Origin of the sequence: Butyrivibrio sp. (genome assembly GCF_017433805.1) — a bacterium.
In the GTDB taxonomy this organism is placed as follows: Bacteria; Bacillota; Clostridia; order Lachnospirales; family Lachnospiraceae; genus Butyrivibrio.
In genome coordinates, this window is the sequence record NZ_JAFRGN010000055.1 from 1 (window position 1) to 25,905 (window position 25,905).

The following is a 25,905-nucleotide window of genomic DNA, read 5'->3' on the forward strand; positions in this document are numbered from 1 at the left end:
AGATTATGGCTGCATACATGGGCTTTTTCATGGGCGGATGCGGATTTGACATAGCAGAGCATAAGAGCGATGTCACTAGATTTTTTACAGATGATGCAGAGGCTCTTCATTTTTATGACATATTAAAAAAGATATACGGAAACATTTCAGGTAAGAAGCAGACCTTTGATAAATGTGTTTTCTCATGGTACTCGGCAAATATTTCAAAGGGCGATGTGGTGACAAGACTTGCCTATATTGCACAGGTCCTGGATAAGACAGAGCTTATCGACGAAGTCTGCACAATGATGGGTGATGCGGATCTGAACTACAGAGGCCAGATTATCAGAGGGCTCTTGGGCAATCCAACTACTGACATTCAGAGACAGACCCTTACAGCAGCTCTTTGCGATAAGTCGGAATATGTCAGAAAAGATGCATTCAGAGTTGTAAATGCTCTGAAGACACCTCTTTTACCTGAAAACTTCCTTCAGATGGAGGATATGCTGAAATACAAGGCTTCAGATGCAAGGCAGAACCTCATTAAGCTTCTACTTGGACAGCCTGATGAAGCTCTTTTGCAGACAATAACGAGACTTCTGGATGACAAGAAAGAAGAGAAAAGAACTGCTGCACTTGATATTATCATCAATTTATCAGGGGATGAGAACAGGCAGGGGCTTTATAACAAATGCGTCAAACTGGCCCAAGCTATGGAAGATCCGACAACCAAGGAAAAGATCCTTCTTGATTCCATCCTCCCCGCTGAAAATGCCGCGAAAGAATCTGAAGAGGCAGCTCTTTATACTGAAGCTGATGACTATGTACCTGTGATTCCTGATAACAACTGCATTAGAGAATGTGTTGATACATTCATGACATATTTTCCTAATTCAGTTATCGGACATGAACTTTATCCTGAAGCTTACAAGATAGGTTTTATCAATAAGATAAAGGGCGTATTTGCGCAAGGAGATAGTGACCTTGACGCAGCCAGGTTAGCAGAAGTACTTAAGGCCTTTGGACAACTTATCAAGCTCCATGAAAATGATGAGATTCCAGGCAAAAGGAATGAGGCTCTTGTTGGAGGAAACGCCTGGGAGCTCTTTGTAGTAGATGAAGAGGGCAAAAGAGCCATTGCGTATAAAGAGATTTGGAAGGGCTTTTTGGATGAACATATTAAGAGCCCGCAACAGTTCTTTAGAATGTGCATTTTGAATCAGGAGACGCTTATATATGACCATGCAGCTCCTGTTACAAGATCATATGCAGAAAAAGTGTATGGAAAAGAGCTTCTTGAGACCGTAGGAGGCGAATATTCTCATCACATACGTGTGATCATGGAGAATCTTCGTGATGAATATATTTCAAAAGAAGACTATCAGAAACTTACAATTGCAGTCCTTGCGTACTTTGCCAAGGCTGTTCCATCAAGTGAGCTGTACATCAGATACACATACCAGGGAAGAAGCAGAGTAGCTACGACAATCAGTGATCACTATATTAGCTACCTGGTTTCTGACATTAACAGGATGGATAAGGCTACCCTTGCTACCACATTCCCTCTTTTGTATGGGTTATATTTAAAGCATATTGAGGTGTTTGAGGAAGATGACATATTTGGATACGGCATCAAAAATGATCGCTATGACAGACGCCATCATTCACCATATATGCTGCCTGATGCCAAGGCTACAATATTTGCCTGTTACAATGGGGTAATCACAAGCGGACAGATGTACAAGCTGTTACTTGATGAGCACAACCTTGATGATACATTTACATTCCTGACTTCGGCCATATCAGCTGTCAGGGAAAAAGAAAGACAGATAGCTTCAAGACGCCGCTTTTCATCATGGCAGAAGACCAATGTACTGCGTGACCTTGAAGGAGAGACTGATGATAAGTTCCTGGAATTCATAGCTGACGTCTATGAGAAGGTTATGGCACAGGTCCTTTCTGTTGAGCTTAAGAGAGGCGATTCAGCGACTGTATATTCCAGCCACATCAGCCATATTGAGAGGGTGTACGGAGTTGATACTTTTGTCGCTATCCTTGCTGCTATGGGAAAAGAGCCGCTTGAGAGATCAGAGTACCATTCAACTGACAGTAAAAAGGGTGCGCTTTCAAGGCTTCTTTCAGTATGTATTCCGGATGTTTCTGATAATGCAGATGCTCTCAAAGAGAAACTTGCTGGAACAGATATTACTGAAAAGAGACTTGTGGAAGCATCTCTTTATGCTCCGGAGTGGCTTGATATTGTAGGCGAATACCTTGGCTGGGATGGATATGTGTCAGGCTGCTATTACTTTATAGCTCACATGAACGAGTGGGTGGACGACAAAAAGCTGGCTATTATAGCCAAGCACACTCCTATCAGCCCGGAGGATTTGAGGAAAGGTGCCTTTGACGTTGACTGGTTTAAGAGTGTTTATGAGGAACTTGGAGATGACAGGCTTGATGTTATCTACGATGCAGCCAAATATATCTCTGATGGAATCAGGCATTCCAGAGCCCGCAAGTATGCGGATGCATCCCTTGGTAAGTTTGAGGTAAAAGATACAGAGAAGCAGATCTCTGATAAGAGAAATAAGGATCTTCTCATGGCTTATCCTCTGATCCCGCTTAAGGGAGAGGATGATATCTGTGCCAGATTCCTTTTCCTTCAGCAGTTCCTTAAAGAGAGCAAGAAGTTTGGCTCTCAGAGAAGTGCAAGTGAGAAGACTGCAGTAGAAATAGCTATGCAGAACCTTGCGACCAATGCTGGATATAGCGATGTTACAAGACTTACTCTCAGAATGGAGACCAAGCTTGTTGAAAATCTTAAGTCTTTATTTGAGGAAAAAGAGATTGGAGATGTAACTGTCAAGCTTGTAATAGATGAACTTGGAAATGCATCAATATCTGCTGTCAAAGGTGGCAAGGCTCTTAAGTCTGTTCCTGCAGCTGTCAAGAAGGATGAGTATGTTAAGACACTCACTGATGCCAAGAAGCAGCTGACAGATCAGTACAGGCGTACAAGGCAGATGTTTGAACAGTCCATGGAGGACAGAACCTTATATTCTGTAGAGGAGCTGGAAATACTCAGAACTAACCCGGTTGTAGAGCCGCTTATCAGAAATCTGGTATTTGTCACGGAAAATTCTGCACAGGTTGGCTTTATCGAGGGTATGAACTTCGTTGATTATGCAGGGAATGCTACTAAGCTTAAGGCCAAAGACAACGTGAGAGTTGCGCATTCTTTTGATATCTACAAGGATGGACACTTATCTGATTATCAGAAGAACCTCTTTGACAGAGGCATTGTTCAGCCATTTAAGCAGGTATTCAGAGAGCTTTACGTTAAGACTCAAGAAGAAGCAGATATGCTTGATAGCCGCAGATATGCAGGCAATCAGATCCAGCCCAAGAAAACAATTGCACTTCTTAAGTCAAGGCGCTGGACACCGGATGTGGAAGATGGAATTCAGAAGGTTTACTACAAGGACAACATCGTTGCTACTATCTATGCGCTGGCAGACTGGTTTGCTCCTTCAGATATAGAAGCACCTACTCTTGAATGGGTTGCGTTCTATGACCGCAAGACCTATGAGGCGATCAAGATAAAAGATGTTCCTGATATTATTTTCTCAGAAGTAATGAGAGATGTGGACCTTGCTGTGAGTGTTGCTCATGCAGGCGGAGTAGATCCTCAGACAAGCCACTCTACAATAGAGATGAGAGCAGCTCTTGTGGAGTTTACACTTCCTTTGTTCAAACTATCAAATGTGACAATAGAGAAGTCTCATGCTCATATCGAGGGCAAATACGGAAATTATACAGTGCACCTTGGAAGCGGAGTTGTGCATAAGATGGGAGGAACTATGATAAACATCCTTCCTGTACATTCTCAGCACAGAGGCAAGATTTTCCTTCCGTTTGCCGATGAGGATCCTAAGACTGCAGAAATAATCACAAAAATACTGTTCCTTGCTCAGGATAGTAAGATAAAAGATCCTAGTATTTTAAATCAGATACAATAATTATAAGAGTTGTCTTAATTTTGCAAACAATTAAGGCAACTTTTGTCATAAAAAAGTATAATAAAATAGCGATTTAGCAATAATATCAATTGAATAGAAATATTAATTGTGTTACAGTACACGTGAAATTTTATTTTATAATCAGGGGGCTATTATGGAAGAAAATTTGAACACTAATTTGGAAAAGAAACAGCTCTTTTACCAGAGAGTATGTGCATTGTGCCTTGCAGGAATGTTAGTGGTTCTGACAACTGCTGTGGTCATTATGGTTCCAAAGGTAACAACAACACTTAATCATATCAATAATGTGGCTATTAAGGCTGAGGAGTCACTTGGTAATGTAGATACTATGGCTGCAGATGTATCTAATTCAGCTGCCAAGTTTGATAAGCTTCTGGATTCTAATGCTACTGAGATGACAGAGGCTGTTAAGTCAATTTCGGAGATAGATTTCGACGGGCTTAATAAAGCTATCAAGGATCTTCAGGATGCAGTTGGTCCGATGGCTACTTTTATGAATAAATTCAGATAATTATTTTTTATGAAGTTGGATTCTCAGGCGTTGAAACAAAGGGGGAAAACGGTATGAGGTATCTGGTTTTGCGGGAGGAAAGAGTTAATGAAAAGAAACATTGTAAGGAGAATGCTGGTAGGCATGATTACGCTTACTACCATGTTCTCAAGTTTGGGGAGCAGTGTTGTTTACGCTGGCGAGTTTGATTCTGATGCGCCAATTGTTGCTATGTCAGGTGATGAAAATGGTGAGGGCGCAGACCCTGAGTCTGATGGGGCAGAACCATCAGATGCTGCCAATGAATATTCTACTGTAGCTATAGATGGCGAAGATTTTGAAGAAGATTTTGACGAAGATAGTGATGCAGATGATGACGCGTCTAATATAGATGATACATCTGAAGATGGAGCTACAACTGAAGACACAGCTAGTGCTGAAGATACATCTGAAGTAGTACCAAATGAAGATGCAGCTAGTTTAGAAGATACGACAGAAGAAGATCTGCCAGCAGCTCCTCTTGCAGGAACTGCTACTCAGACTATAGAGCCAGAACTTGGTAACCCTGATTTCGGTGAGATAACAGATGCATATACCAGTCAGACTACAATTTCTTCTACAGAGCAGGAAATTGAGGTTGGCTTTAGCTTCCGTATTTATAATGCGGAGTCTATTCCTGATGGCAAATTTACCTATAAATTGCCATCTAGTCTTGATTTTTCCAAGGCAGTAGGTCTTTATATTCCTGTTATTGAATTAGTTGAAGAAGATGGCGTACAGAAAGAGGTTGAGATTGGCTCAGCTCGTGTAGGCTCTGATAATATCATGTCTTTTGAGATCAAAACTGACGACCTCGAGAAAAAGCCTAATGGTCTTTTGGGAAGTGTTGGTTTTAAGTGTAAGGTTAACCCTAGCAGTATACAGGGCGACGGATCAGTAGATATTGCTTTTTCTGATACCAAGCATATTAGAGTATATGTTCAGGAAGCGATTATTGAAGGCAAAAAAGAAAATTACAAAATTCCCAATAAAAAACCATGGACAGTTACTTTTAATGTTAGTGCAGATGTTACTAATTTTGAAATCACAGATGTTCTAGGAAGCAATCTTAAATTTGTCGGTGGATATACTCTTAGCGGTGGAACGGGTGTTAGTTTTGAACTTGTAGACGATCATACCCTCAAGGTTCATGCTGACAGCATAGCAAGAGGTAATTATACACTTACATATCAGGTTGAAGCTATTGATAAAAGTATCTCAACAGATGGATTGTCTGAGGATGAGATATTTGCTGTAGGAAATGGAAATACAGTTACATGGACCTGGGATGGAGCAACTCAGCCAGGTGAGGATAAAGGCTATGCTACTATGACTGACAATAAGCTTGTCAGCAAATTTGGCAAGAACAATTATGATCCTAATTCTATAGCAACTGTTTTAGCTGATGGAAAAGTTAACTGGGAAGTGTTCATAAATGGTGGATCATTTCCAGAAGATATTTCGGGATATACCTTGGTGGATATGGTAGATTCCAGAATGGTATTTCTTAAAGATTCCCTTGTGGTTTATGCTTCAGATAATCGTACGAACTGGGATGTGTACAGTAATGAGTTCTATTCTGTAGAGTATGATAGTGAAGACGAACCGAAGGAAATGAGGATAAAATTCCCTGAGAATACACCGGTTAAATATTTTAAAATCGCATATACTTCCAAGATTAGTGGAAAACTTCCTGGCAGCAAGACTACATATACTAACAATTGCTATCTGTATAATGGCAATGAGCTTTTAGATGAAGCTTCACGTAATGCACTGTACAAATTTTCTGGAGAATTTGATTTAGATATTTCTAAGGAAATTACTAAAGAGAGAGATTCTAAGGGATATGTATCATGGACATCTCACTTTTCTGTAAATGGTGATAATAACAATTATGTGGCAACCATCATTGATACAATAAGCCCGGCAAGTAATACACTTAATGGTAAGGCAGTTTCTTCCGTGATTGTGCCTGGATCAGTATTTATTTACAGGATTGCGGATGATGGAACTGAGAAAAAACTTCATGGTGCGCATACCTCGGTTACAGTTACAGGCAATAGCTTTAAGATTATTGCTAAGGCTCTTCAATCAGGCAACTACGTGATATATTACAAAACTCAAGACTTCTACGGAGATGAAAGCGCAGATATTCACAGCTATCCTCAGGGAAGTGTTGTAAGATTTAATAACCATATTCAGGTTACGATAGACAAGGTTGTTAAGTCTGATGATAAATACTATGAGGTGACTTCAGAAGGACTTCCTATGATGAAGGAAGCATCTGCAGGTTACTATGACAGTACTTCCGGCGAATACGTTATTCCATGGAAGATTACAGTTAATAAGAACAGTGTCGGACAGATGAATCAGAATATCACAGCAGGTATGGAGGCAGAGGTAGTTGATATTCTTCCTGCCAATCTGGTTTACAGAGCTGGTTCAGCCAAGATCAGCAAGGTTAGCGGCGAAACGATCGCTACTGCAGAACCTGTTATTACTGTAGGAGAGAATGGTACTACCAAGCTGACATGGGCATTTAAATGGCCAGAGGGTATGTCTGGTACAGATAATGCATGTGAGCTTTCTTTTGTATCAACAGTGGATAAGGCTTATTTTGCAGGTCTTGTAAATGGAAATAATAGCGCAAACCTTACATTCTCTTTTGACAACATTGTAAATGGAAGTGTAGGTGGCAGCACAGGAAATACTACAGGAATTAGTGCTAATTCCCTTACTATCCTTGATAAGAGAGCATCCTACAATGAGGCAATGCAGCTGATTGACTACTCTATAGTTGTTAATGACGGAGCGCTTGATCTTGTTGATGGTGACACAGTAGTTCTTTCTGATGACATTACAAATGGATTTTACGTAAATGGATCTCTTCACGTATACGAATACGCAGGTGGAACAAAGGGAGCTGAGATCAGTATCCCTGCACCTAAGGTTACAAAAGAGGGCGCAAGCGTCGAGATTACTGTTCCTGACAGCAAGGCTCTGATCGTTGAGTATCAGGTTAGAGCTAATGCAGCAACAGGCGAAGATGTTGGCGATGGTAAGATTAAGGTTTCTGTCAGCAACACAGCTACACTTCGTGGCAAGGTGAGCAAATCAGATACTGAAAAGGGCGATTTCATCTTTAACAAAGTAACAGCTAACATTTCAAGCGCAAAGGGAGCAATCAGAATTACCAAGGTTGATTCTGACAACACTGCCAATGGTCTTGCTGGAGCAAAATTTGGACTTTACAGAGTTAACCTGATGGACAAGTCTACTTCAGAAATAGCTGTTAAGGTGACAACAGATCCATACTTTAACATTACTTTTAGTGAGGATGGTAAGTATGATTCGCTGATATTTGATACCCTGTATTACTACGAGGAGCTTGAAGCACCCAAGGATTATCAGAGAGATCCATACAAGCACTTTGTTATCTTCAGAAGTAGTAAGTTTGATACAGTAATAGCTGATGTCAAGGATTATGTTAACAGCTATGCTAAGGCAGCAGGCCTTGCCAAGGCTGACCTTGAAATTGTTGATGTACAGAATTCAGGTAAGACAGCTGAGTTTGTGTTTAAGAACAGCAAGAAGCCAGAAGATAAGATCGTAGTACCTCCTACTGATCCAGAGGATCCACCTAAGGAGAATGAGACTACTACAACAACAGGTACAAGTACATCTACTTCAACTTCAACTTCAAAAAATGTATTTTCTATCTTTGGCAATATCAATCCTGTAGACCTTCCAGAGGTACTGGGAGCAAGCAGGAATCCAGAGGATCTTCCGGAGGTTCTTGGAGCCAGAAGATCAGCTACAGAAGATAGAAGCATGGCGGGATCTGTTTGTGCTATAATAATGTCGCTTGCTGCACTTGCAGTTCTTATGACCAAAAGAGATAAGAAAGATAGGACTACAGATTAAACATGGCGATAGAGCTTAATACTTTTTTTAACCTGATGCATTATGAATATGGAGAGGCTTTCTTTGGCAGCTACAAGGGAATGCGCTACAGACTTGCGAGAGAACCACTCGAAAACGTCAAGTTTGTTCCTTTAGACAAGAGAGGTCCGGCAACCTTGATGGCTACTGTGTGGCCTGAACCTTATTCTTATGGCATGACAGACAAAAAGCTTATGACCTCTGAGAACTTTGAGGTATCTCAGGAAGGATTTGAAGCTGCTGTCAAATGGATAAATGATCAGTATGAAGCCGGAAATTGGCAGTAAATACGCAGTATACTCAATTGCCAAAACATTTCCAATAATTTTTTACAATTAAAAAAAGGATTTTAAAACCCCACGTCGAATATTAGTAGATGTGGGGTTTACTTGTTCAGTGTTCTTTACTATAAAAGAGGCGACTAAATGAAAATACGCGAACAGTTAGAAGAAAGAGAAGCACAGATACTAAGTAAGTATGCAACACTTAGTACCAATACCAGAGGACGTGATGTTGAAGAGAAGCCATGTGACATCAGACCTTGCTTCCAGAGAGACAGAGACAGGATATTGTATTCCAAGTCTTTTAGAAGACTCAAGGATAAGACGCAGGTTTTCTTATCTCCTGAGGGCGATCATTACAGAACCCGAATGACGCATACTCTGGAGGTTTCACAGAATGCCAGGACTATAGCTAAGGCTCTTCGACTTAATGAAGACCTTGCGGAGGCAATAGCACTGGGACATGATCTGGGACATACCCCTTTTGGCCACGCTGGCGAGAGGGCACTTAATGATGTCTGTCCATTTGGCTTTAAACACAATGAGCAGAGTCTTCGTATCGTTGAGAAGCTTGAGAACTATGGACAGGGCATGAATCTTACCTGGGAGGTAAGAGATGGCATCCTCAATCATGAGATGGATCTTCGTCCCAGCACACTGGAAGGAAGAGTTGTAAGGCTTTCTGATAAGATTGCCTATATGCATCATGATATGGACGATGCTATAAGAGGCGGAATACTGGTGGAAAGTGATATCCCCAGCAGTCTTGCCAAGGTTATCGGCCATTCCAACAGAGAATGGATAGATACCTTTATCCACGATATCATTTCAGTCAGCATGGACGAGGATGATATCAGAATGTCTGATGAAGTTTATGATGCTTTTCATAAGCTTCGCAAATTTATGTTTGAAAGAGTTTATACCAACCCTGTTGCCAAGGGGCAGGAGAGCAAGGTTGAGGATATGATCAAGATTCTTTATCAGTACTATCTTGACCATATAGACAAGATTCCTGATTACCTTAAGAGGATGATGGAGGAAGGCGTAGATAAAGAGCGCCTGGTATGCGATTATGTCAGCTCAATGACTGACAGATACGCAGTAGCAGTATTTGAAGAGGTATATATACCTCGTTCATGGGGAGTATTATAACAATGCGATATTCTGACGAAATCATCGAAGAAGTTCGCTCGAGAAATGACATTGTTGATGTGATAGGACAATATGTTCACCTTCAAAAGAAGGGTGCCAATCATTTTGGTCTTTGCCCTTTTCACAACGAGAAGTCTGGCTCCTTTTCGGTTTCGGCCCACAAGCAGATGTATTACTGCTTTGGATGCGGAGCAGGCGGCAATGTCATTACTTTTTTGATGAAATATGACAACTTAACATTTCAGGAAGCAGTTAAGCAACTGGCAGACAGAGCTGGTATCAAGCTTCCGGATGAAGATGATTCACCGGCTGCCAAGGCAATGAGAGATAAGAGGCAGATACTTCTTGATATCAACAAGGAAGCTGCCAAGTATTATTACTATCAGTTAAGAGGCAGGACCGGCCAGAAGGGCATGGAGTATTTCAGAGGAAGACAGTTATCCGATGAGACAATGCAGCACTTCGGACTGGGATATGCCAATATTACTAGCGATGACCTTGTCAAACACCTTAAGAGTCTGGGCTATGAGGACAGCCAGATCATAGATGCAGGCCTTGCATCCTATGATGAGAAATATGGTACTCATGATAAGTTCTGGAATAGAGTAATGTTCCCTATTCAGGATGCATCCCAGAAGGTTATAGGCTTTGGAGGAAGAGTTTTGTGAGATGGCAAGCCCAAGTACCTTAACTCGCCAGAGACACTTATATTTGATAAGAGTCGTAATCTATTCGGGCTTAATTATGCCAAGAACTCCAGAGCAGGCTACATGATAATCTGCGAAGGATATATGGACGTTATAGCGATGCATCAGGCGGGCTTTACCATGGCAGTCGCATCACTTGGAACAGCCTTTACAACAGGCCAGGCCATGATACTCAAGCGCTATACAGATGAAGTTATATTGTCCTACGATAGTGATGAAGCCGGAACCAAGGCGGCTCTTAGAGGAATAGGAATTCTCAAGGAAGCAGGCCTTAAGGGCAAGGTATTAGACCTTCGTCCACACAAGGATCCGGATGAATTTATCAAGAACGAAGGCAAGGAAGCTTTTGAAGAACGCATCAGAAATGCGGAGAGTACATTCTTTTTCGAAGTAAGGGTTATGGAATCCCAGCATAATCTGTCAGATCCTGAAGATAAGACAGAGTTCTACAGAGATATTGCTAAAAAGCTTTGTGAATTCGAGGAACCTATCGAAAGAGAGAATTACACAGAGGCTGTGGCAGCCAGATATAACATTGCCATAGCAGATCTGAAAGGGCTTGTAGCATCTTATGCAGGCAAGGCCGGAATGGTTACACCAGCACGCAGACCTGAATCAGGAATACAGAATAAGAAGAAGCCTGAAGATGGAGCGAAGAAGAATCAGCGACTCCTTCTCACCTGGCTTACAGATGAGCCTGAAATTTATCCCAAGGTTGCGGCGTGGGTAACACCAGAAGATTTCTCAGATGACCTGTACAGAAAGGTTGCAACAGAGGTCTTTTCCGGAATGGAGAACGGCAATTTTTCTCCGGCGGCGATACTGGATCACTTCACAGAAGAGGAACAGTATGGTCAGGTTGCAGAGATGTTCAACACCAACCTGGTGGATATAGAGACCAAGGATCAGAGGCGCAAGGCTTTCAGGGATATCATCCTGGGAGTTAAACAGGCGGGATACGACAGGCAGAAACGTGAACTTAAGCCCGATGATCCGGAATTTTTAAACAAGACTATCCAGGGCAAAAAAGCTTTGGAAAAACTGGCACACGCAAACATTTCACCAGATGATTAAGTAAAAAAGAAAAGGAAAATAGACAAATGACAAAGAAAGAGACTACACCAAAGGAAACAGAAGCTAAGAAGACGACAAAGGCTGCCGCTAAGAAAGAGACAGCCAAGAAAGAAACAGCTAAAAAGGAAACAGCCAAGAAGGTTACTAAGGCAGCTAAGGCAGAGGAGCCTAAGGAAGAAAAGAAGACAACTAAGAAGGCTGCTGCAGCTAAGGAAGAAGCTGTAGTAGAGACAAAGGCTAAAAAGTCCAAGAAGGCAGCAGAAGCTGAGGTGGCAGAGGTTGAAGTAGAAGAGAAGAAGCCAGCTAAGAGAGGCAGAAAAGCAGCAGCTGAGGCTCCAGAGGCAGAAGAAAAGACACCTAAGACTAAGGGCAAAGGTAAGGCTAAGGCTGAGAAAGAGCAGGCAGCTCAGGCTTCTGACGATGGTGAGATCGATGAGGCTACAAGAGAGCTCTTTACACAGAAGGTTAAAGAGATTCTGGCTCTTGCCAAGAAGAAGAAAAATGTTCTTGAGTATGCTGAGATCAGTGATTTCTTTGCAGAACTTAATCTTAATGAGGATCAGTTCGACAATGTCCTTGAGGTTCTTGAGAACTCAGGAATCGATGTTCTGAGAGTATCTGAGGATGATGTTGACGATATTCCTGATGATGAGGATATGCTCCTTGTTGATGACGAGGAAGAAGTTGATATGGAGAATATCGACCTCTCAGTTCCAGATGGTATCAGCATCGAGGATCCAGTCAGAATGTACCTTAAGGAAATCGGTAAGGTACCTCTTCTTACAGCTGATCAGGAAATTGATCTTGCCAAGGCTATGGAGGCAGGAATTGAGGCAGAAAAAGAGCTTGCAGATGACAAGGACAAGAACAAGCTCTCAGATGCACGTAAGAAAGAACTTAACGCAATCATCTACGAGGGAGAAGAAGCCAAGAAGCGCCTTGCAGAGGCTAACCTTCGTCTCGTTGTAAGTATTGCCAAGAGATATGTTGGTAGAGGAATGCTCTTCCTTGATCTTATTCAGGAAGGTAACCTTGGTCTTATCAAGGCTGTAGAGAAGTTCGATTTCCGTAAGGGATTCAAGTTCTCAACATACGCTACATGGTGGATCAGACAGGCTATCACAAGAGCTATCGCAGACCAGGCTAGAACAATTCGTATTCCTGTTCACATGGTTGAGACTATCAACAAGCTCATCAGAGTTAGCCGTCAGCTCCTTCAGGAACTTGGCCGTGAGCCACTTCCAGAAGAAGTTGCCAAAGAGATGAACATGCCTGTAGAGCGTGTTCGTGAGATCCTCAAGATTTCACAGGAGCCAGTATCTCTTGAGACTCCTATCGGTGAGGAGGAAGATAGCCATCTTGGTGATTTCATTCAGGACGATAACGTTCCTGTACCTGCAGATGCTGCAGCATTCACACTCCTCAAGGAGCAGCTTGTAGAGGTTCTTGGAACTCTTACAGAGCGTGAGCAGAAGGTATTGAGACTCCGTTTCGGTCTTGATGATGGAAGAGCGAGAACTCTTGAAGAAGTAGGTAAGGAATTTAACGTAACCCGTGAGCGTATCCGTCAGATCGAGGCTAAGGCGCTCAGAAAACTTCGTCATCCTAGCCGTAGCCGTAAGCTCAAGGATTACCTTGATTAAATTATGACAGATAATAAAGATAACAATATAAGCGTTTCTGCAAGGATGTCGCACAGACTGATAGAACTTGCAGAAATGCTGAAAAATTCAGATGAAAAAGCTAATAAGACAGTTGCAGATGTAGGCTGTGATCACGGATATGTTTCTATATATCTGGTTCAGTCCGGCATTGCAGACAGGGCTATAGCCATGGATGTGAGGAAAGGCCCTCTTTCCGGAGCTGAGAGTAATATCAGAGATTATGGCCTTTTGGATTCTATCGAGACAAGACTTTCTGACGGGCTTGCAGCTCTTTCTCCAGAGGAGGCGGATTCTCTTGTGATAGCAGGAATGGGTGGTAAGCTCATGGTCCGCATCCTGGAAGATGGAGATCCGGTCAGACTTGGAATCAGGCAGGCAGTATTGCAGCCTCAGTCAGACCTTGATGAATTCAGAAGCTATCTTAGAAGCAAGGGATACACTATTCTGGATGAGAAGGTTGTTCTGGATGAAGGCAAGTACTATTTCCCTATGAAGGTTTCTTTTGCGGGAGATAGGCCAACAGACAGACTTGGAAGAGAGCATGACTATCTGTTTGAAGCAACAGCTCTTTTAACAGATAAGACAGGTTGTTCGATGGAAGCAGCTACCAATATCTGTAACAGATTTGGCGAGTGCAATATTCTAAAGAAGGATGAACTGCTACGTGACTTCTGCAGACATGGAGCAGAGGTTACAAGGTCTATCTTGGCTGAGCTTGAGGGCAGCAGTCATAGTGGCCGCATAGAAGCCCTTAACAAGGACCTTGCCGAGACAGAGTGTGTACTTTCACTATTTTTATGAGGGAAAAGGAGAATTCCTTATGCCATTAATTACAATTAACGGGGTACAAAAAGAATATAACAAAGGTATTTCCTACGAAGATATCGCAAGGGAATATCAGCATGAATATAGTAGCAAGATTGCAGCTGTAATGTTCAACGGTAAGATAAGAGAGCTTATGAAGACTGTCAAAAAAGACGGCGAGCTTTCTTTTATCACCTTCAGTGACACTATCGGCTACAAGACAATGCGCAGAACAGCTATTATGCTGCTGATCAAGGCTGTACGCGATGTTGGCGGAGATAAGCAGCTCAAGACCAGAATTGAGTTCACAGTAGGTAATGGCTATTACTGCACAATCAGGGGCGATATCAAGGTAGATGATGAATTTGCACAGAAGGTTTCAGATAAGTGCAGAGAACTCATAGCTGAGAAAATGCCTATAACCAAGAGGGTTTATCCTCTTGATGATGCCATTGAGATTTTCAAGAGACAGGGCATGGATGACAAGGTAGCTCTTCTTAAGTACAGGAGAAGCTCTGAGATCAACATCTACAAGCTTGGTGACCTCTACGATTACTTCTATGGCTACATGCTTCCTAACACTTCATACATTGAGAATTTCCAGTTAGAGTGCTATCACGGAGGACTTCTCTTTACACTGCCAACAAGACAGGATCCAGACAAGGTTGTTGTGTCTGAGCCAAGAGAGAAGCTCTTTAACACCATGATGCTCTCAAGCGACTGGGGAGCAATGCAGGGAATCGAAAATGTCGGTGACCTTAATGATATGATCTGCGAGGGCAGGATCAATGAGATGATCCTCGTTCAGGAAGCTCTTCAGGAGAGCCGTATTGCAGACATCGCCAGGAAGATTTTCAAGAGAATTGATGTTAAGTTTGTTATGATCGCTGGGCCTAGCTCATCAGGCAAGACAAGCTTTGCCAACAGGCTTTCAATCCAGCTTCGTACCTACGGCCTTAACCCTCATCCTATAAGCCTTGATAACTACTTTGTGGACAGAGAGAAGACTCCTCTTAATGAGGATGGCAGCTACAACTTTGAATGCCTTGAGGCTCTTGATGTTGAGAGATTTAATCAGGATATGACAAGACTTCTTAACGGCGAGAGAGTAGAGATGCCAGAGTTTAACTTTGTCACCGGCAAAAGAGAAATGAACGGCGATTTCCTCCAGCTTGGTAAGAACGATGTTCTCGTAATTGAGGGTATTCATGGACTTAATGAGAAGATGAGCTATTCACTTCCAGCTGAGTCCAAGTTCAAGATTTATATAAGTGCACTTACAACCCTTAGTATTGATAACCACAACCGTATTCCTACAACAGATGGAAGACTTCTTCGCAGAATTGTAAGAGATGCTCGTACAAGAGGTGCTTCTGCCAAGAGAACCATCAGCATGTGGGGCTCAGTAAGAGCAGGAGAAGAGGCCAATATTTTCCCATTCCAGGAAGAAGCAGATGAGATGTTTAACTCAGCTCAGATTTATGAGCTTGCAGTAATCAAGCCATATGCAGAGCCACTTCTTTTCAATATTGGTAAAGATGAACCTGAATACTACGAAGCTAAGAGACTTCTTAAGTTCCTTGACTATTTCGTAAGTGTAGACAGTTCTTTTCTTCCTCGCAATTCTATTTGCAGAGAGTTTGTGGGAGGTAGCTGTTTCAAAGTCTGATCGTCATTCATAATGATATAAAAAATCCGCCTGGGGCTGGAGTTATCCAAAACCTTAGGCGGTTTATTTTTTAGATTTTTTTGGTCTGTCTTCGATTACAGCTACATTTTCTGCAGCTTCTTTTTTTCTTCTCTCTTTTTCCTTGAGCTCAGCCTTATTAAAATACATTTTGTCATCGGCGCGCTGGAATACCGAAGCCATATTCTCGTCACCATCATATTTAGAAGCACCAACTGCGATAACAACGTCACCTTTGGCCATGTTTCTAAGATTGTGTCTGCGGAATTTGACCATGATAGCATCAAGATTAGTAAGATCCTGTCCTTGAACTATGGCAACAAACTCATCGCCGCCCACTCTGTAAACAGGACTGTGTTTGAAGTGACGGCAGATCATGGCACATCCGTTCTTGATGTACATATCGCCGGCCTGATGTCCCAATGTATCATTTACCTGCTTGAGGCCATTTAAGTCGAATACAGCAATGGCAAATGGCTGCTCTTCGCCATCAGCAATGCGAGCATCCATTCTTGCTTCTGTTTCAGCATAGGCATTTTTATTCTTAATGCCGGTAAGTTCATCTATGCTGGCTTTGCTTTCTGCTTCGAACAGGTTCTGGGCAAATTCCTGCTCTTTTCTGACTCTTTCGTCCACATTCAGGATACCAACGATCAGATTGTCCTCGCCATCCTCCTGAACAAGTACAGCCTTGATAACAACATAAATATAGCTACCATCAATATTAAGTCTGTGATGATGCTCAAAAAATCCTATTTTTCTGATCTGCTCCATGACATTTTTCTGATTGAATGCAGACAGGAACGGATCCAGATCATCTGGGTGAACTCCATCGGGAGCTTTCTTGATGATATTGTTAAAAAAGTCATCACCTTCGTTTGGAATTCCCATTTCGGTAATTGCGTTTGTAGGGTTGTACTTGGTGTAGTGATTGGTTTTAGGATTTACTGAGTAAAGGAAAATATAATCTCCTGAAAGGGCACCGATTCTGGAGTATATAAGCTCGGTCTCTTTTGCCTTCTCAAGGGCTTCCCTGCTCTTTATCTGATCATCTACATTACTAAGACCAACGATGATATGATGGCCATCGGCCCTGACTTTGGCTCCTTTAAAGCTTACATAAACAGGCTTACCCTCCATGATTATTCTGGTTACCACTGAATAGGTGCCGTTTTTGTTTATGGCTTCCTCGAATTTCTTTTTGGTGAAGTCATTTATCAGCTGTTGCTTATCTTCAGGCACCACATCAAGACTGAATTCTTTTCTGGTGAGATTAAAATAATCTTCACCGTAGCTTTCAAAGCTGATATCACGCTGATCGCCATAAGAGGCATATTCAGTGAATTTATCAGTCTCCATGTCCACAAAATATAGCTTGATATAGTCTTCAGAAAGAGCTCTAGCCACATAGTTGTAGTTAAGGTTTTCTTCTGTTGAGCCGCTGGATACAGAGAGTACACAGATTGCTACGGCAGCTGCACCTGTGACAGGGTTAACTGCAATTCTTCGTATGAAGAGCTGAATATTTCTGCCATCAAACATTCTATCGTCGATAATAGCTCTTTTACCATCAAGGGCACATTGCTTTACTGTTTTGAATGTGTAATAACCTATACCTGGTTTTATGTCCGAATAATAGAAGTCCTTCATGTATTTCTTGTTATGATAATTCAATGATACGAATTCTCTATAGCTGTTGTTGCAGCGTATAAAGGCAGCTTTATCCTGGTCTAAGGAATAAATAGCCATAGGAAGTGTATCAAAGTATCTGTTCAGTGAATCATCGTCATCTTTGGAAAAAGACAGATCGTACAAGCTTACTTTGCCAAGCTGTTCAAAGTAAGGTGCTTCCTCTGGATTCTCAAAACCAATCTGAATGCCTTTTTTGTTTCTCTCAAGGATCATGGCTAGAGAGTTTGGCCTTGTGAAGTAGTAGCCCTGAAGCTTGGAACAGCCGATCTCAGAGAGAAATTCTGCCTGCTCCTTAGTTTCAACGCCTTCAGCTACTGTATCCATGCCAAGAGACTGAGCTGTTTTAACAAGCTCAGTTAATATGATTCGACCTTCTTCACTCTGCTCGATAAGATCGACGAATATTTTATCTATTTTGAGAAGATGAAAATGAATCTTGAGAAGAAGCAGTAGTGATGAATAGCCATTTCCATAGTCATCCATCCATACCTTTATCCCCTCAGACTGGAAGTGCTCAATCTGGCTCTTCATGAACTCAATATCTGTGGAAATAGATCTTTCTGACAACTCGACTGAGAATTTTTCTCTAGGAAGGCCTGAAGCATCCACTCTTTTGACAATTTCTGTAACCATGTCACAGCAGTCAAAATCAGATCGGCCGATATTAACAGACTCTGGCACGATGTAAAGACCATACTCACCCTGGGACTTCATTTTCTTTAGAACACGATCAACCATATAGAGGTCAAGTTTATATGTAAGATTGTGCTTTTCAAGAATTGGGATGAACTGGGCTGCTGCAAAATTGCCATTTTCAGGGTCCTCCCATCTGGCGAAGGCTTCCTCGTCAGAAACAAGTCCGCTGGCAGCACGAACAAGAGGCTGGTGGTATGCTTTGATCCACTCACCCTCGATGGCTCTGTCAAGGTTATCTATGATATATTGCTCGAATTCGGCTTTTGCCATGCCCTTGCTGCCCAAGAGTACCTCCTATTTAAAGAGCCTAAATAGTCATATTAACGTATTAATTTTATCACTTTACAGCTATGCCTATATTATTTTGCTGCATAAATTATATTTTTTTAAGAAAATTTATTTTTTGTTATTGCGATTTTGCAACATGGATTCTTATAGAGGTGTTTATAGGATAGAAGGTCAAAAACACAGGAACTCGCCTGTGTAATTCGGAGGGAAAAAATTATGAAAAAGAATGTAAAAGGTTTGTCACTGTTAATCGGCTCATCGCTTTTGATGTCATCCCTTACAGGATGCGGAAGCGGACACTCAGCTACATCGGCTACCTATGATACCCAGGCCGAAGCACCTACTTCATCAGCAAATTACGCTTATGAAGCTACAGAGTCAGCGCAGGAGCCAATGTATTCAGCAGAAGCTTCTGATAGCGGCAGAGGTAAGTACTCAGCTGGAACCAATAATATGACAACAGTTTCTGGCTATTCAACTGAAGATTACTGCGATGACAGCGTGATCGAGAACAATGAGTCTTACACAAAGCCAGAGGAAAATGGTTTCTGCCTTGTGTTGAATCAACCTCTTTCAACCTTTGCTGCAGACGTTGATACAGCTTCGTATTCAAATATCCGCAGAATGATCGAGGATGGCTATTCAATTGGCAACATTGATCCTGATGCTGTAAGAGCAGAGGAGTTCATCAACTATTTTAAATATGATCTTTATGAGCCTGAGAAAGGTGATCTTTTTGGAATAACAACAGAGGTTTCCACATGCCCATGGAATACAGATAATCAGCTTATGTTCGTTGGAATGAAGACTGGTGAGATTGATTTTGAAGAAGCTCCTGTTAATAACCTGGTATTTCTCATCGATGTATCTGGTTCAATGAATTCCAAGAATAAGCTTCCTCTTTTGCAGAAGACTTTTGATGAGCTTGTAGATAACCTTCCAGATGAGGGAACAATTTCTATCGTTACATATTCAGGTGAAGAGAAGGTTGTTCTTGAGGGCGAATCCATGAGAAATAAGAAGGCTATCAAGAAGGCCATTGATAAGCTTCATGCAAGTGGATGTACAAACGGACAGGCTGGTATGCAGAGAGCTTATGAGATTGCTCAGAGATATTACGTTGAAGGTGGTAACAACAGAGTTATCATGGCAACAGATGGTGATCTGAACGTAGGTATTTCAAGCCTTGATGATCTTGAGGCGTTCATTTCTGACAAGAAGGATGAAGGTGTGTTCCTTTCAATTCTTGGTTTTGGCGAAGGCAACTACAAGGATGACAAGATGGAAACACTTGCTGATTGCGGAAATGGTAACTATTCCTATATCGATTCACTTGCAGAGGGCAAGAAGGTTTTAGTTGATGAGATGTCATCTACTCTTTATACAGTAGCCAAGGATGTTAAGCTTCAGGTTGAGTTCAATCCTGCAAACGTTAATGCCTACAGACTTATCGGCTATGAGAACAGATTGATGGATGATCAGGACTTTAATGATGACACCAAGGATGGTGGTGAGATCGGTGCTGGTCACAGCGTAGTAGCTCTTTATGAGATCATTCCTGCACGCAGTCCTAAGGCAATTGAGCTTAAGTATCAGGACAACAAGGTAAGTGATAGCAAAGAGAAGGTTCCTTATTCACATGAGTTTGCAACTGTAAGTGTTCGCTACAAGGATCCAGATGCTGATAAATCTGAGCTCTTTAGCATAGTTGTTGGTGATGAGGTTGTTACAGAAAATCCTAGTGATGATTTCAAGTTTGCAAGCAGCGTAGCTGAATTTGCTATGATCCTTGAAGATAACGAGAACAAGGGAACTGCCAGCCTTGAGGACATCATGAAGACCTACAAGCAGCTGGAGGACACAGATGAGTATCAGGATGAGTTCTACTATCTTGTAAGAACACTTAGTAAGAGAAGTTAAAAACTCGCTCAATGCGTGAAAAACAGACAATAGTACAGTTAAAAATAATACAAAATCTCCGTAAGGCATGGTATACTGAAATGTCGGATTTTTGAATTTTCTTATACATGCTTTACGGAGGAATAATGGGGACAACTAATCAGACTGCCTCAGAAAGAGCGGCAGCACTAATGGATAAGTATGGGAATATGATACTCAGAGTGGCGTATTCCTATTTACATAATATGGAGGATGCAGAGGATATTTTGCAGGATACACTAATTCAGTTCCTGAGGAATGATCCGACTTTTGCCAATGATTCGCATGAGAAGGCGTGGCTTATTACGGTAGCTTCTAATCTGAGTAAGAACAAGATTTTATACCTCAAGAGAAGGCAGGCGGACGAACTCTCTGAGGAACTTGTGGCAGACAAGGATAATGAGGATCTTTCCTATGTCTGGGAAGCGGTTAAGCAGCTTCCTGAGAAGTATAGAGAGGTGGTACATCTCTTTTACCAGGAAGGTTATTCCACTAAGGAAATAGCAGAAATATTGAATCGAAATGAATCTACGGTCCGTTCAGATCTCAAACGTGGACGTGACAGGTTAAAAAATATACTGAAGGAGGCGTACGATTTTGAGTAAATACAATGATGTAATGAACAAAATAGAAGTTACTGAAGATATGCGCAACAGAATCCTTCAGAACATTGCTAAAGAGTTTGATGATAAGCCAACCAAGGATGCGGATTCTGACAAGGGAACAGCAGAGGTAACAGAATTCAAGGTTAATGATTCTATGTCTGACGAGAATAATGTCAGAAGCTTCCAGCCAAAGAGTAGTTTCTATAAGTTTACCAAGTATGCAGGACTTGCAGCTGCAGTAGTGATTCTACTGGTTGGTGCGACAGTTGTATTTGGCCCCAAGGAAAAGAGTGCCATGGAGAGCGCTACTATGACAGAGATGGCGCTTGAGGGTGCTCACGAGGCAGCAGCTGATGTGCATCATGAAGCTGAGCTTATTAAGGGCAGCTGGGTTAAATATGATTCTGTTGAGACACTTGCTAGTGCAGCTGGCGTTGATTATGCAGACATTGCTTATCTTAGCAGCATTTCTTCAGAGACAGATTATTATCTGGATGATGGCGAAGGGGCTGTTATAGTTTATGATGTTACTGGCAACCAGGTGACAGTAAGTGAGACAGTTGCTTCTGAAAAAGTTACAAGTGATACAGAGGATTTTCAGACGGAAGCCAATGCTTATATGGCAGAAGAGACTGGTGCAAGTAGTAAGCTGGATTCTGCTTTAGATGCTCTTGGTGGATCTGGCATAGGTAAGATTGGTAAGAAGGATAGCGATAGCGAGCCTGCACCAAGATTCAGGAGCATTACAATAGGAGATGTTGATGTTTCTCTCATTGGAACAGAAGAAGGTTATACCAATGCTAATTGGACAGTGAACGGAATTGAGTACCAGCTTGAATGTGTAGAGAAGATAAGCCTGGAAGAAATGACAGAGCTTATGAATAATATATTGGCATTTTGATATTGCAAAATAATAACGCCGCTCAGAGTGATTCTGGGCGGCGTATTTACTTGCTTTTATATTCTTATGGATTTTCTGAACCTTCGTTGTTTCCGGATTCATCATTGTTACCAGAGTTATCTTCCTGTTGTTCCTGGTTGTCCTGATTATCCTGGTTCTGTTCTTCTGATGGCTGTTCCTGATTCTGCTGCTCTTCAGGCTGAGATTGATGTTCTTCCTGTGGCTGCTGTTCCTCTGGCTGAGGCTGTTCTTCTACAGGCTGTTCAGCAGGAGCTTCTTCTGCAGGCTTGGTTATCCAACGATAGAAGAAGGCGTGATTACCAATCATGTTGTATTCGCTGATGCGATAGTAATCAGCCCAGTACTTGGTCATAAAGAAGAGATAGTCGCCAACACGGGCTCCACCAAGAACTTCTCTTGCTGCGTTTACACAGGTTGAATTTGGGCCATTTGAAATAATGAGATTTACCTTACCGGAGCGATAGGAGGCAAACTGGAGATTCTGAGTTATTACTCCTACGATAGTATTAGGAAAGGCTGAACTTTTTACTCTGTTCATGATAACAGAGCCTACTGCAAGCTTACCGGTGTAGGATTCTCCGTCAGCTTCTGCCTGGATAGTGGCAGCCAGCCAAATAAGTTCTTCATCGCTGGCAGAGTAGGAACCGGAAGTATCTTCCTTGGTAAGAGCAAGTCTTTCTGCTATCTGTTGAGCGAGTTTGGCCTGAGCTGCTGCAGTCTGAGATTCCAGTGCTTTCATTTTTTCATCTAAAGCAGCAAGCTGTTGATCAAAGTCAGCCAGCTTATTTTTTTCTGAATTGAGAGTACTGTTAGTGCTGTTTAGCTGTCCTTTTACTGTGTTGGTGAGAGTTGTTAGCTCATTGTGCTTTTCATCAAGCGTGTCCTGATACTGATCAAGCTCTGCCTCTTTTTCTTCTACAATTTCTTTTTTGGCCTGAATTTCTGCCTGAAGAGCCTGGTATTCTTCAATTCTCTTTTGGTCATAGGACATAATGGCATTGAGATATTCAAATTTGGTCAGGAATTCTCCCATGGTTCCTGAGCCTAACAAAATCCTCAAAAGTCCATTACTTCCACCACTTTCGTAGGTGGACTTAAGCCTTTTTTTCAATAATTCGTATCTGTCTTTTTCTTCCTGGATAGCCTGACTGAGTTCGGTGTCGAGTTTGACGATTTCAGAAGAGACTTCAGCCATCTGGCTCTCTGTCTCTGAGATTTCTTGATTTAATGTTGTAAGCTTGTTGGAATATGTATTGATGGTACTCTGGAGCGCAGTACTTTGATTTTGGAGATTGGATACGTTGTCCTTGGTTTGCTGTTGTTGCCCTTGCAGCTCTTTGATCGCATCCTGCGTCTCTTTGGTCTGTTTCTCCAGATTCGAGATGGTTTGCTGCGTTTGCGCTTCCTGCTCCTGCATCGCTGCGATGGTATCATCAAGTTCATCAGCCTTGGCGACAGAAAAGATGCTGCCTACGCACAATATGAATACTAATCCCCCTGAAATAAGCCGTTTCTTCATATTATCTTATAATAATCCCCCAAAATAAGCGTATCTACACCTATATAATATACATTTTCGCGTAAAAAGGAAAGTAAAAACGCCGTAACATTTATGATATATCCTCAATTACTGATCAGCGGCGGGATAGGGTACATCATAAATACTACGGCGCGATGTATGATAGAAAGTCTCTGTTGACTCTTAATTCTCTATGAGTAGGACTGTAAGCCGGGTTATGTCGTGGATGATCATCTATCTAGGACTGCCGTCGCCGACAGCCTCAAGCGACCCACCTGAAAGCGAACCGGGCCGGTTCATAGCTCTCTGTTCGGTCTTGCTTCGGATGGGGTTTACATGGCTACTGATGTTACCACCAGCACGGTAGTCTCTTACACTGCCTTTCCACCCTTACGCTAATAATATACGAGGCGTTTAGACTCGGAATGCAAGCATTCCGGCTGCCCGCCTCATTACTCGCGCGGTATATCTCTGTTGCACTATCCTGGGAGTCACCTCCACCAGACGTTATCTGGCATCCTGCCCTGCGAAGCCCGGACTTTCCTCTCCCATGCCCTTTCGTTTGCATGGCAGCGATCATCTGTCCTACTCAAAATATTCTTTTCTTATAATAAGAACTATCAAAAATTAACATACATTGTCAATCTTTGCAAGCATATTAATTATAACTCATTTTACACAAGGAAATAAGGCATGGTGGAGGAAATTACTATGATTTTGAGGCGCTTTTTAGCCGAAGGAGAGAGAAATGTCTGGATGCGGCTAATAGAATGATGAAGCGTGCCTGAATTCCATTAGCCGCATTGACATGGTTTGCCAAAATGCGGCTAACAAATAGCATAAAGCTACTGTGAGATGATAAATGCAAATATGATTTTTAGGAACATTTGGGAGTGTAAAACTTTCGAATGTTCCTTTTATTTTGCCTTGTTTCTAAGGCCAATAAAGGGTAAAATGTAAAAAATGTGAAAGCTCTTACATTATGTCAAGATTTGCAAGTTTTTATTACAAAAATGAACTGACAACGAATAAATTATACAGTATGATACAAGAGCATGAGGATTAAATAGCTATATAGAAATAATGTGTCATGCAGATTATGCAGTATTTTCTGTGATAAATCGAATTGAATAGAGGCATTTATATATATAGGAAAAAGTTAATAACAAAGGAGAGGGACGTATGGAACTTAGAACCGCATGTTCACCAAGAGATGAGAAGTACTACGATACCAAGAGACTTAGAGAGGAATTTCTCATCGATGATCTTTTCCAGCCAGATGATATCAAGCTAGTTTATAGCCATATCGACAGAATCATCACTGGATCAGCAGTACCAGTTCAGAAGGAGCTCAAGCTTACAGCAGGAGACGAGCTCAGAGCTGAGTATTTCCTTCAGAGAAGAGAGATGGGCGTTATCAATATCGGTGGCGCAGGTGTCATCACAATTGATGGCAAGAAGTATGACGTAGATTACAAGCAGGGAATGTACATCGGAATGGGAGCAAAAGATATCTCTTTTGCCAGCGTAGATGCAGCTAAGCCTGCTAAATTCTATATTAACAGTGCTCCAGCACACAAGACATATCCTACAGTTCTCATTAAGAGAGAGGGAACACCTTCTGAGGACGTTGTCATCATCAAGGATGAGAACAAGAAGGAACTTGGTAGTCTTGAGGGAGCTAACCACAGAGTTATCAACAAGTACATTCTTCCAGGTCAGGTTGAGACATGTCAGCTTGAGATGGGTATGACAGAGCTTAAGCCAGGCAGCGTATGGAACACAATGCCTTGCCACACACATGACCGTAGAATGGAAGTTTATCTGTACTTCGATATTCCAGAGGATGCAATGGTTATGCACTTCATGGGTGAGCCTACAGAGACAAGACACATCATCATGAGAAATGAGCAGGCTGTTATCAGCCCTAGCTGGTCAATCCACTCAGGATGTGGCACACAGGCTTACACATTCATCTGGGGAATGGTTGGAGAGAACCAGGATTTCGATGATATGGATGACTGCGCTATGCAGGACTTAATGTGAGTGATATAGCAGACAGAAGTCATGCATACATGTGTTTACACAAATGGATGCATGACCTCAGGATGCTAACAGACATGAGGAAAAAAGATATGCGAATGAAATGAGTATATCGATTTCCGAATGGATGTAGGATTGCGAAAACGAAGTAGAGCAATCCGTATATCACGAATATATTAGTAAAAAACAATTTAGCATATAATAGGAGCATTCCTGTAATTCAGAAATAACGCCAATTGAATAAAAAGAAACCTCAAAGTAAGATAAAGGTGTTCATCTTGGCGGATGAAAAAACATCTTATGCTAACCGGAGGTTTCTCAAAATGAATTTAACACAGAA

At 41.9% G+C, this 25,905-nt stretch carries 14 protein-coding genes, 1 other RNA gene and 1 pseudogene; 13 read left to right on the forward strand and 3 right to left on the reverse strand.

Annotated elements, in window-relative coordinates; genetic code table 11:
- The 9 genes and pseudogenes from IJI01_RS13035 to IJI01_RS13075 all read left to right on the forward strand — a co-directional run.
- Positions 1–4,001, forward strand: a 4,001-nt coding sequence (locus IJI01_RS13035) for a DUF4132 domain-containing protein (RefSeq protein ID WP_292191188.1), incomplete at its 5' end; no start/stop codon positions are given.
- A gap of 154 nt (positions 4,002–4,155) precedes the next feature.
- A complete protein-coding gene (locus tag IJI01_RS13040; RefSeq protein WP_292191190.1) occupies positions 4,156–4,533 on the forward strand; it encodes a hypothetical protein in 378 nt (125 codons plus the stop codon).
- 87 nt (positions 4,534–4,620) lie between these two features.
- A complete protein-coding gene (locus IJI01_RS13045; protein ID WP_292191193.1) occupies positions 4,621–8,475 on the forward strand; it encodes a SpaA isopeptide-forming pilin-related protein in 3,855 nt (1,284 codons plus the stop codon).
- A 2-nt stretch (positions 8,476–8,477) separates the two neighbouring features.
- Complete coding sequence (locus IJI01_RS13050; protein WP_292191196.1) at positions 8,478–8,780, forward strand: hypothetical protein; 303 nt, start codon at positions 8,478–8,480, stop codon at positions 8,778–8,780.
- A gap of 138 nt (positions 8,781–8,918) precedes the next feature.
- A complete protein-coding gene (locus IJI01_RS13055; RefSeq protein WP_292191199.1) occupies positions 8,919–9,926 on the forward strand; it encodes a deoxyguanosinetriphosphate triphosphohydrolase in 1,008 nt (335 codons plus the stop codon).
- A gap of 2 nt (positions 9,927–9,928) precedes the next feature.
- Positions 9,929–11,707 (forward strand): annotated as a pseudogene (gene dnaG / locus IJI01_RS14915) (DNA primase).
- A 428-nt stretch (positions 11,708–12,135) separates the two neighbouring features.
- Complete coding sequence (gene rpoD / locus IJI01_RS13065; RefSeq protein ID WP_292191224.1) at positions 12,136–13,350, forward strand: RNA polymerase sigma factor RpoD; 1,215 nt, start codon at positions 12,136–12,138, stop codon at positions 13,348–13,350.
- Positions 13,351–13,353: 3 nt separating this feature from the next.
- Positions 13,354–14,172 carry a class I SAM-dependent methyltransferase gene (locus IJI01_RS13070; protein ID WP_292191202.1) on the forward strand — a complete coding sequence of 273 codons (819 nt, stop codon included), beginning with the start codon at positions 13,354–13,356 and terminating at the stop codon, positions 14,170–14,172.
- 19 nt (positions 14,173–14,191) lie between these two features.
- Positions 14,192–15,844 (forward strand): nucleoside kinase, encoded by a 1,653-nt coding sequence (locus tag IJI01_RS13075; protein ID WP_292191205.1) that lies wholly within the window; start codon positions 14,192–14,194, stop codon positions 15,842–15,844.
- 63 nt (positions 15,845–15,907) lie between these two features.
- On the opposite strand, the gene IJI01_RS13080 is transcribed toward IJI01_RS13075, so the two are convergent.
- Positions 15,908–18,535, reverse strand: a complete 2,628-nt coding sequence (locus tag IJI01_RS13080; protein WP_292191210.1) for a bifunctional diguanylate cyclase/phosphodiesterase — start codon at positions 18,533–18,535, stop codon at positions 15,908–15,910.
- A 219-nt stretch (positions 18,536–18,754) separates the two neighbouring features.
- On the opposite strand from IJI01_RS13080, the gene IJI01_RS13085 reads away from it, so the two are divergent.
- The 3 genes from IJI01_RS13085 to IJI01_RS13095 all read left to right on the forward strand — a co-directional run bounded on the left by IJI01_RS13085 (position 18,755) and on the right by IJI01_RS13095 (position 21,982).
- Positions 18,755–20,458, forward strand: a complete 1,704-nt coding sequence (locus IJI01_RS13085; RefSeq protein WP_292191213.1) for a vWA domain-containing protein — start codon at positions 18,755–18,757, stop codon at positions 20,456–20,458.
- A gap of 125 nt (positions 20,459–20,583) precedes the next feature.
- Positions 20,584–21,081 carry an RNA polymerase sigma factor gene (locus IJI01_RS13090; protein ID WP_292191215.1) on the forward strand — a complete coding sequence of 166 codons (498 nt, stop codon included), beginning with the start codon at positions 20,584–20,586 and terminating at the stop codon, positions 21,079–21,081.
- Positions 21,074–21,982 (forward strand): hypothetical protein, encoded by a 909-nt coding sequence (locus IJI01_RS13095; RefSeq protein WP_292191217.1) that lies wholly within the window; start codon positions 21,074–21,076, stop codon positions 21,980–21,982. Before IJI01_RS13090 ends, IJI01_RS13095 begins: the two co-directional genes overlap by 8 nt.
- A 64-nt stretch (positions 21,983–22,046) precedes the next feature.
- On the opposite strand, the gene IJI01_RS13100 is transcribed toward IJI01_RS13095, so the two are convergent.
- Positions 22,047–23,522: a cell wall hydrolase gene (locus tag IJI01_RS13100; RefSeq protein ID WP_292191219.1), complete on the reverse strand. Its 1,476-nt coding sequence runs from the start codon at positions 23,520–23,522 to the stop codon at positions 22,047–22,049.
- A 190-nt stretch (positions 23,523–23,712) separates the two neighbouring features.
- An RNA gene (gene rnpB / locus IJI01_RS13105) (RNase P RNA component class A) lies at positions 23,713–24,114 on the reverse strand.
- Positions 24,115–24,704: 590 nt separating this feature from the next.
- Between rnpB and kduI the strand changes: the two genes are divergently transcribed.
- Positions 24,705–25,568, forward strand: a complete 864-nt coding sequence (gene kduI, locus IJI01_RS13110; protein ID WP_292191221.1) for a 5-dehydro-4-deoxy-D-glucuronate isomerase — start codon at positions 24,705–24,707, stop codon at positions 25,566–25,568.
- Positions 25,569–25,905 lie beyond the last annotated feature (337 nt).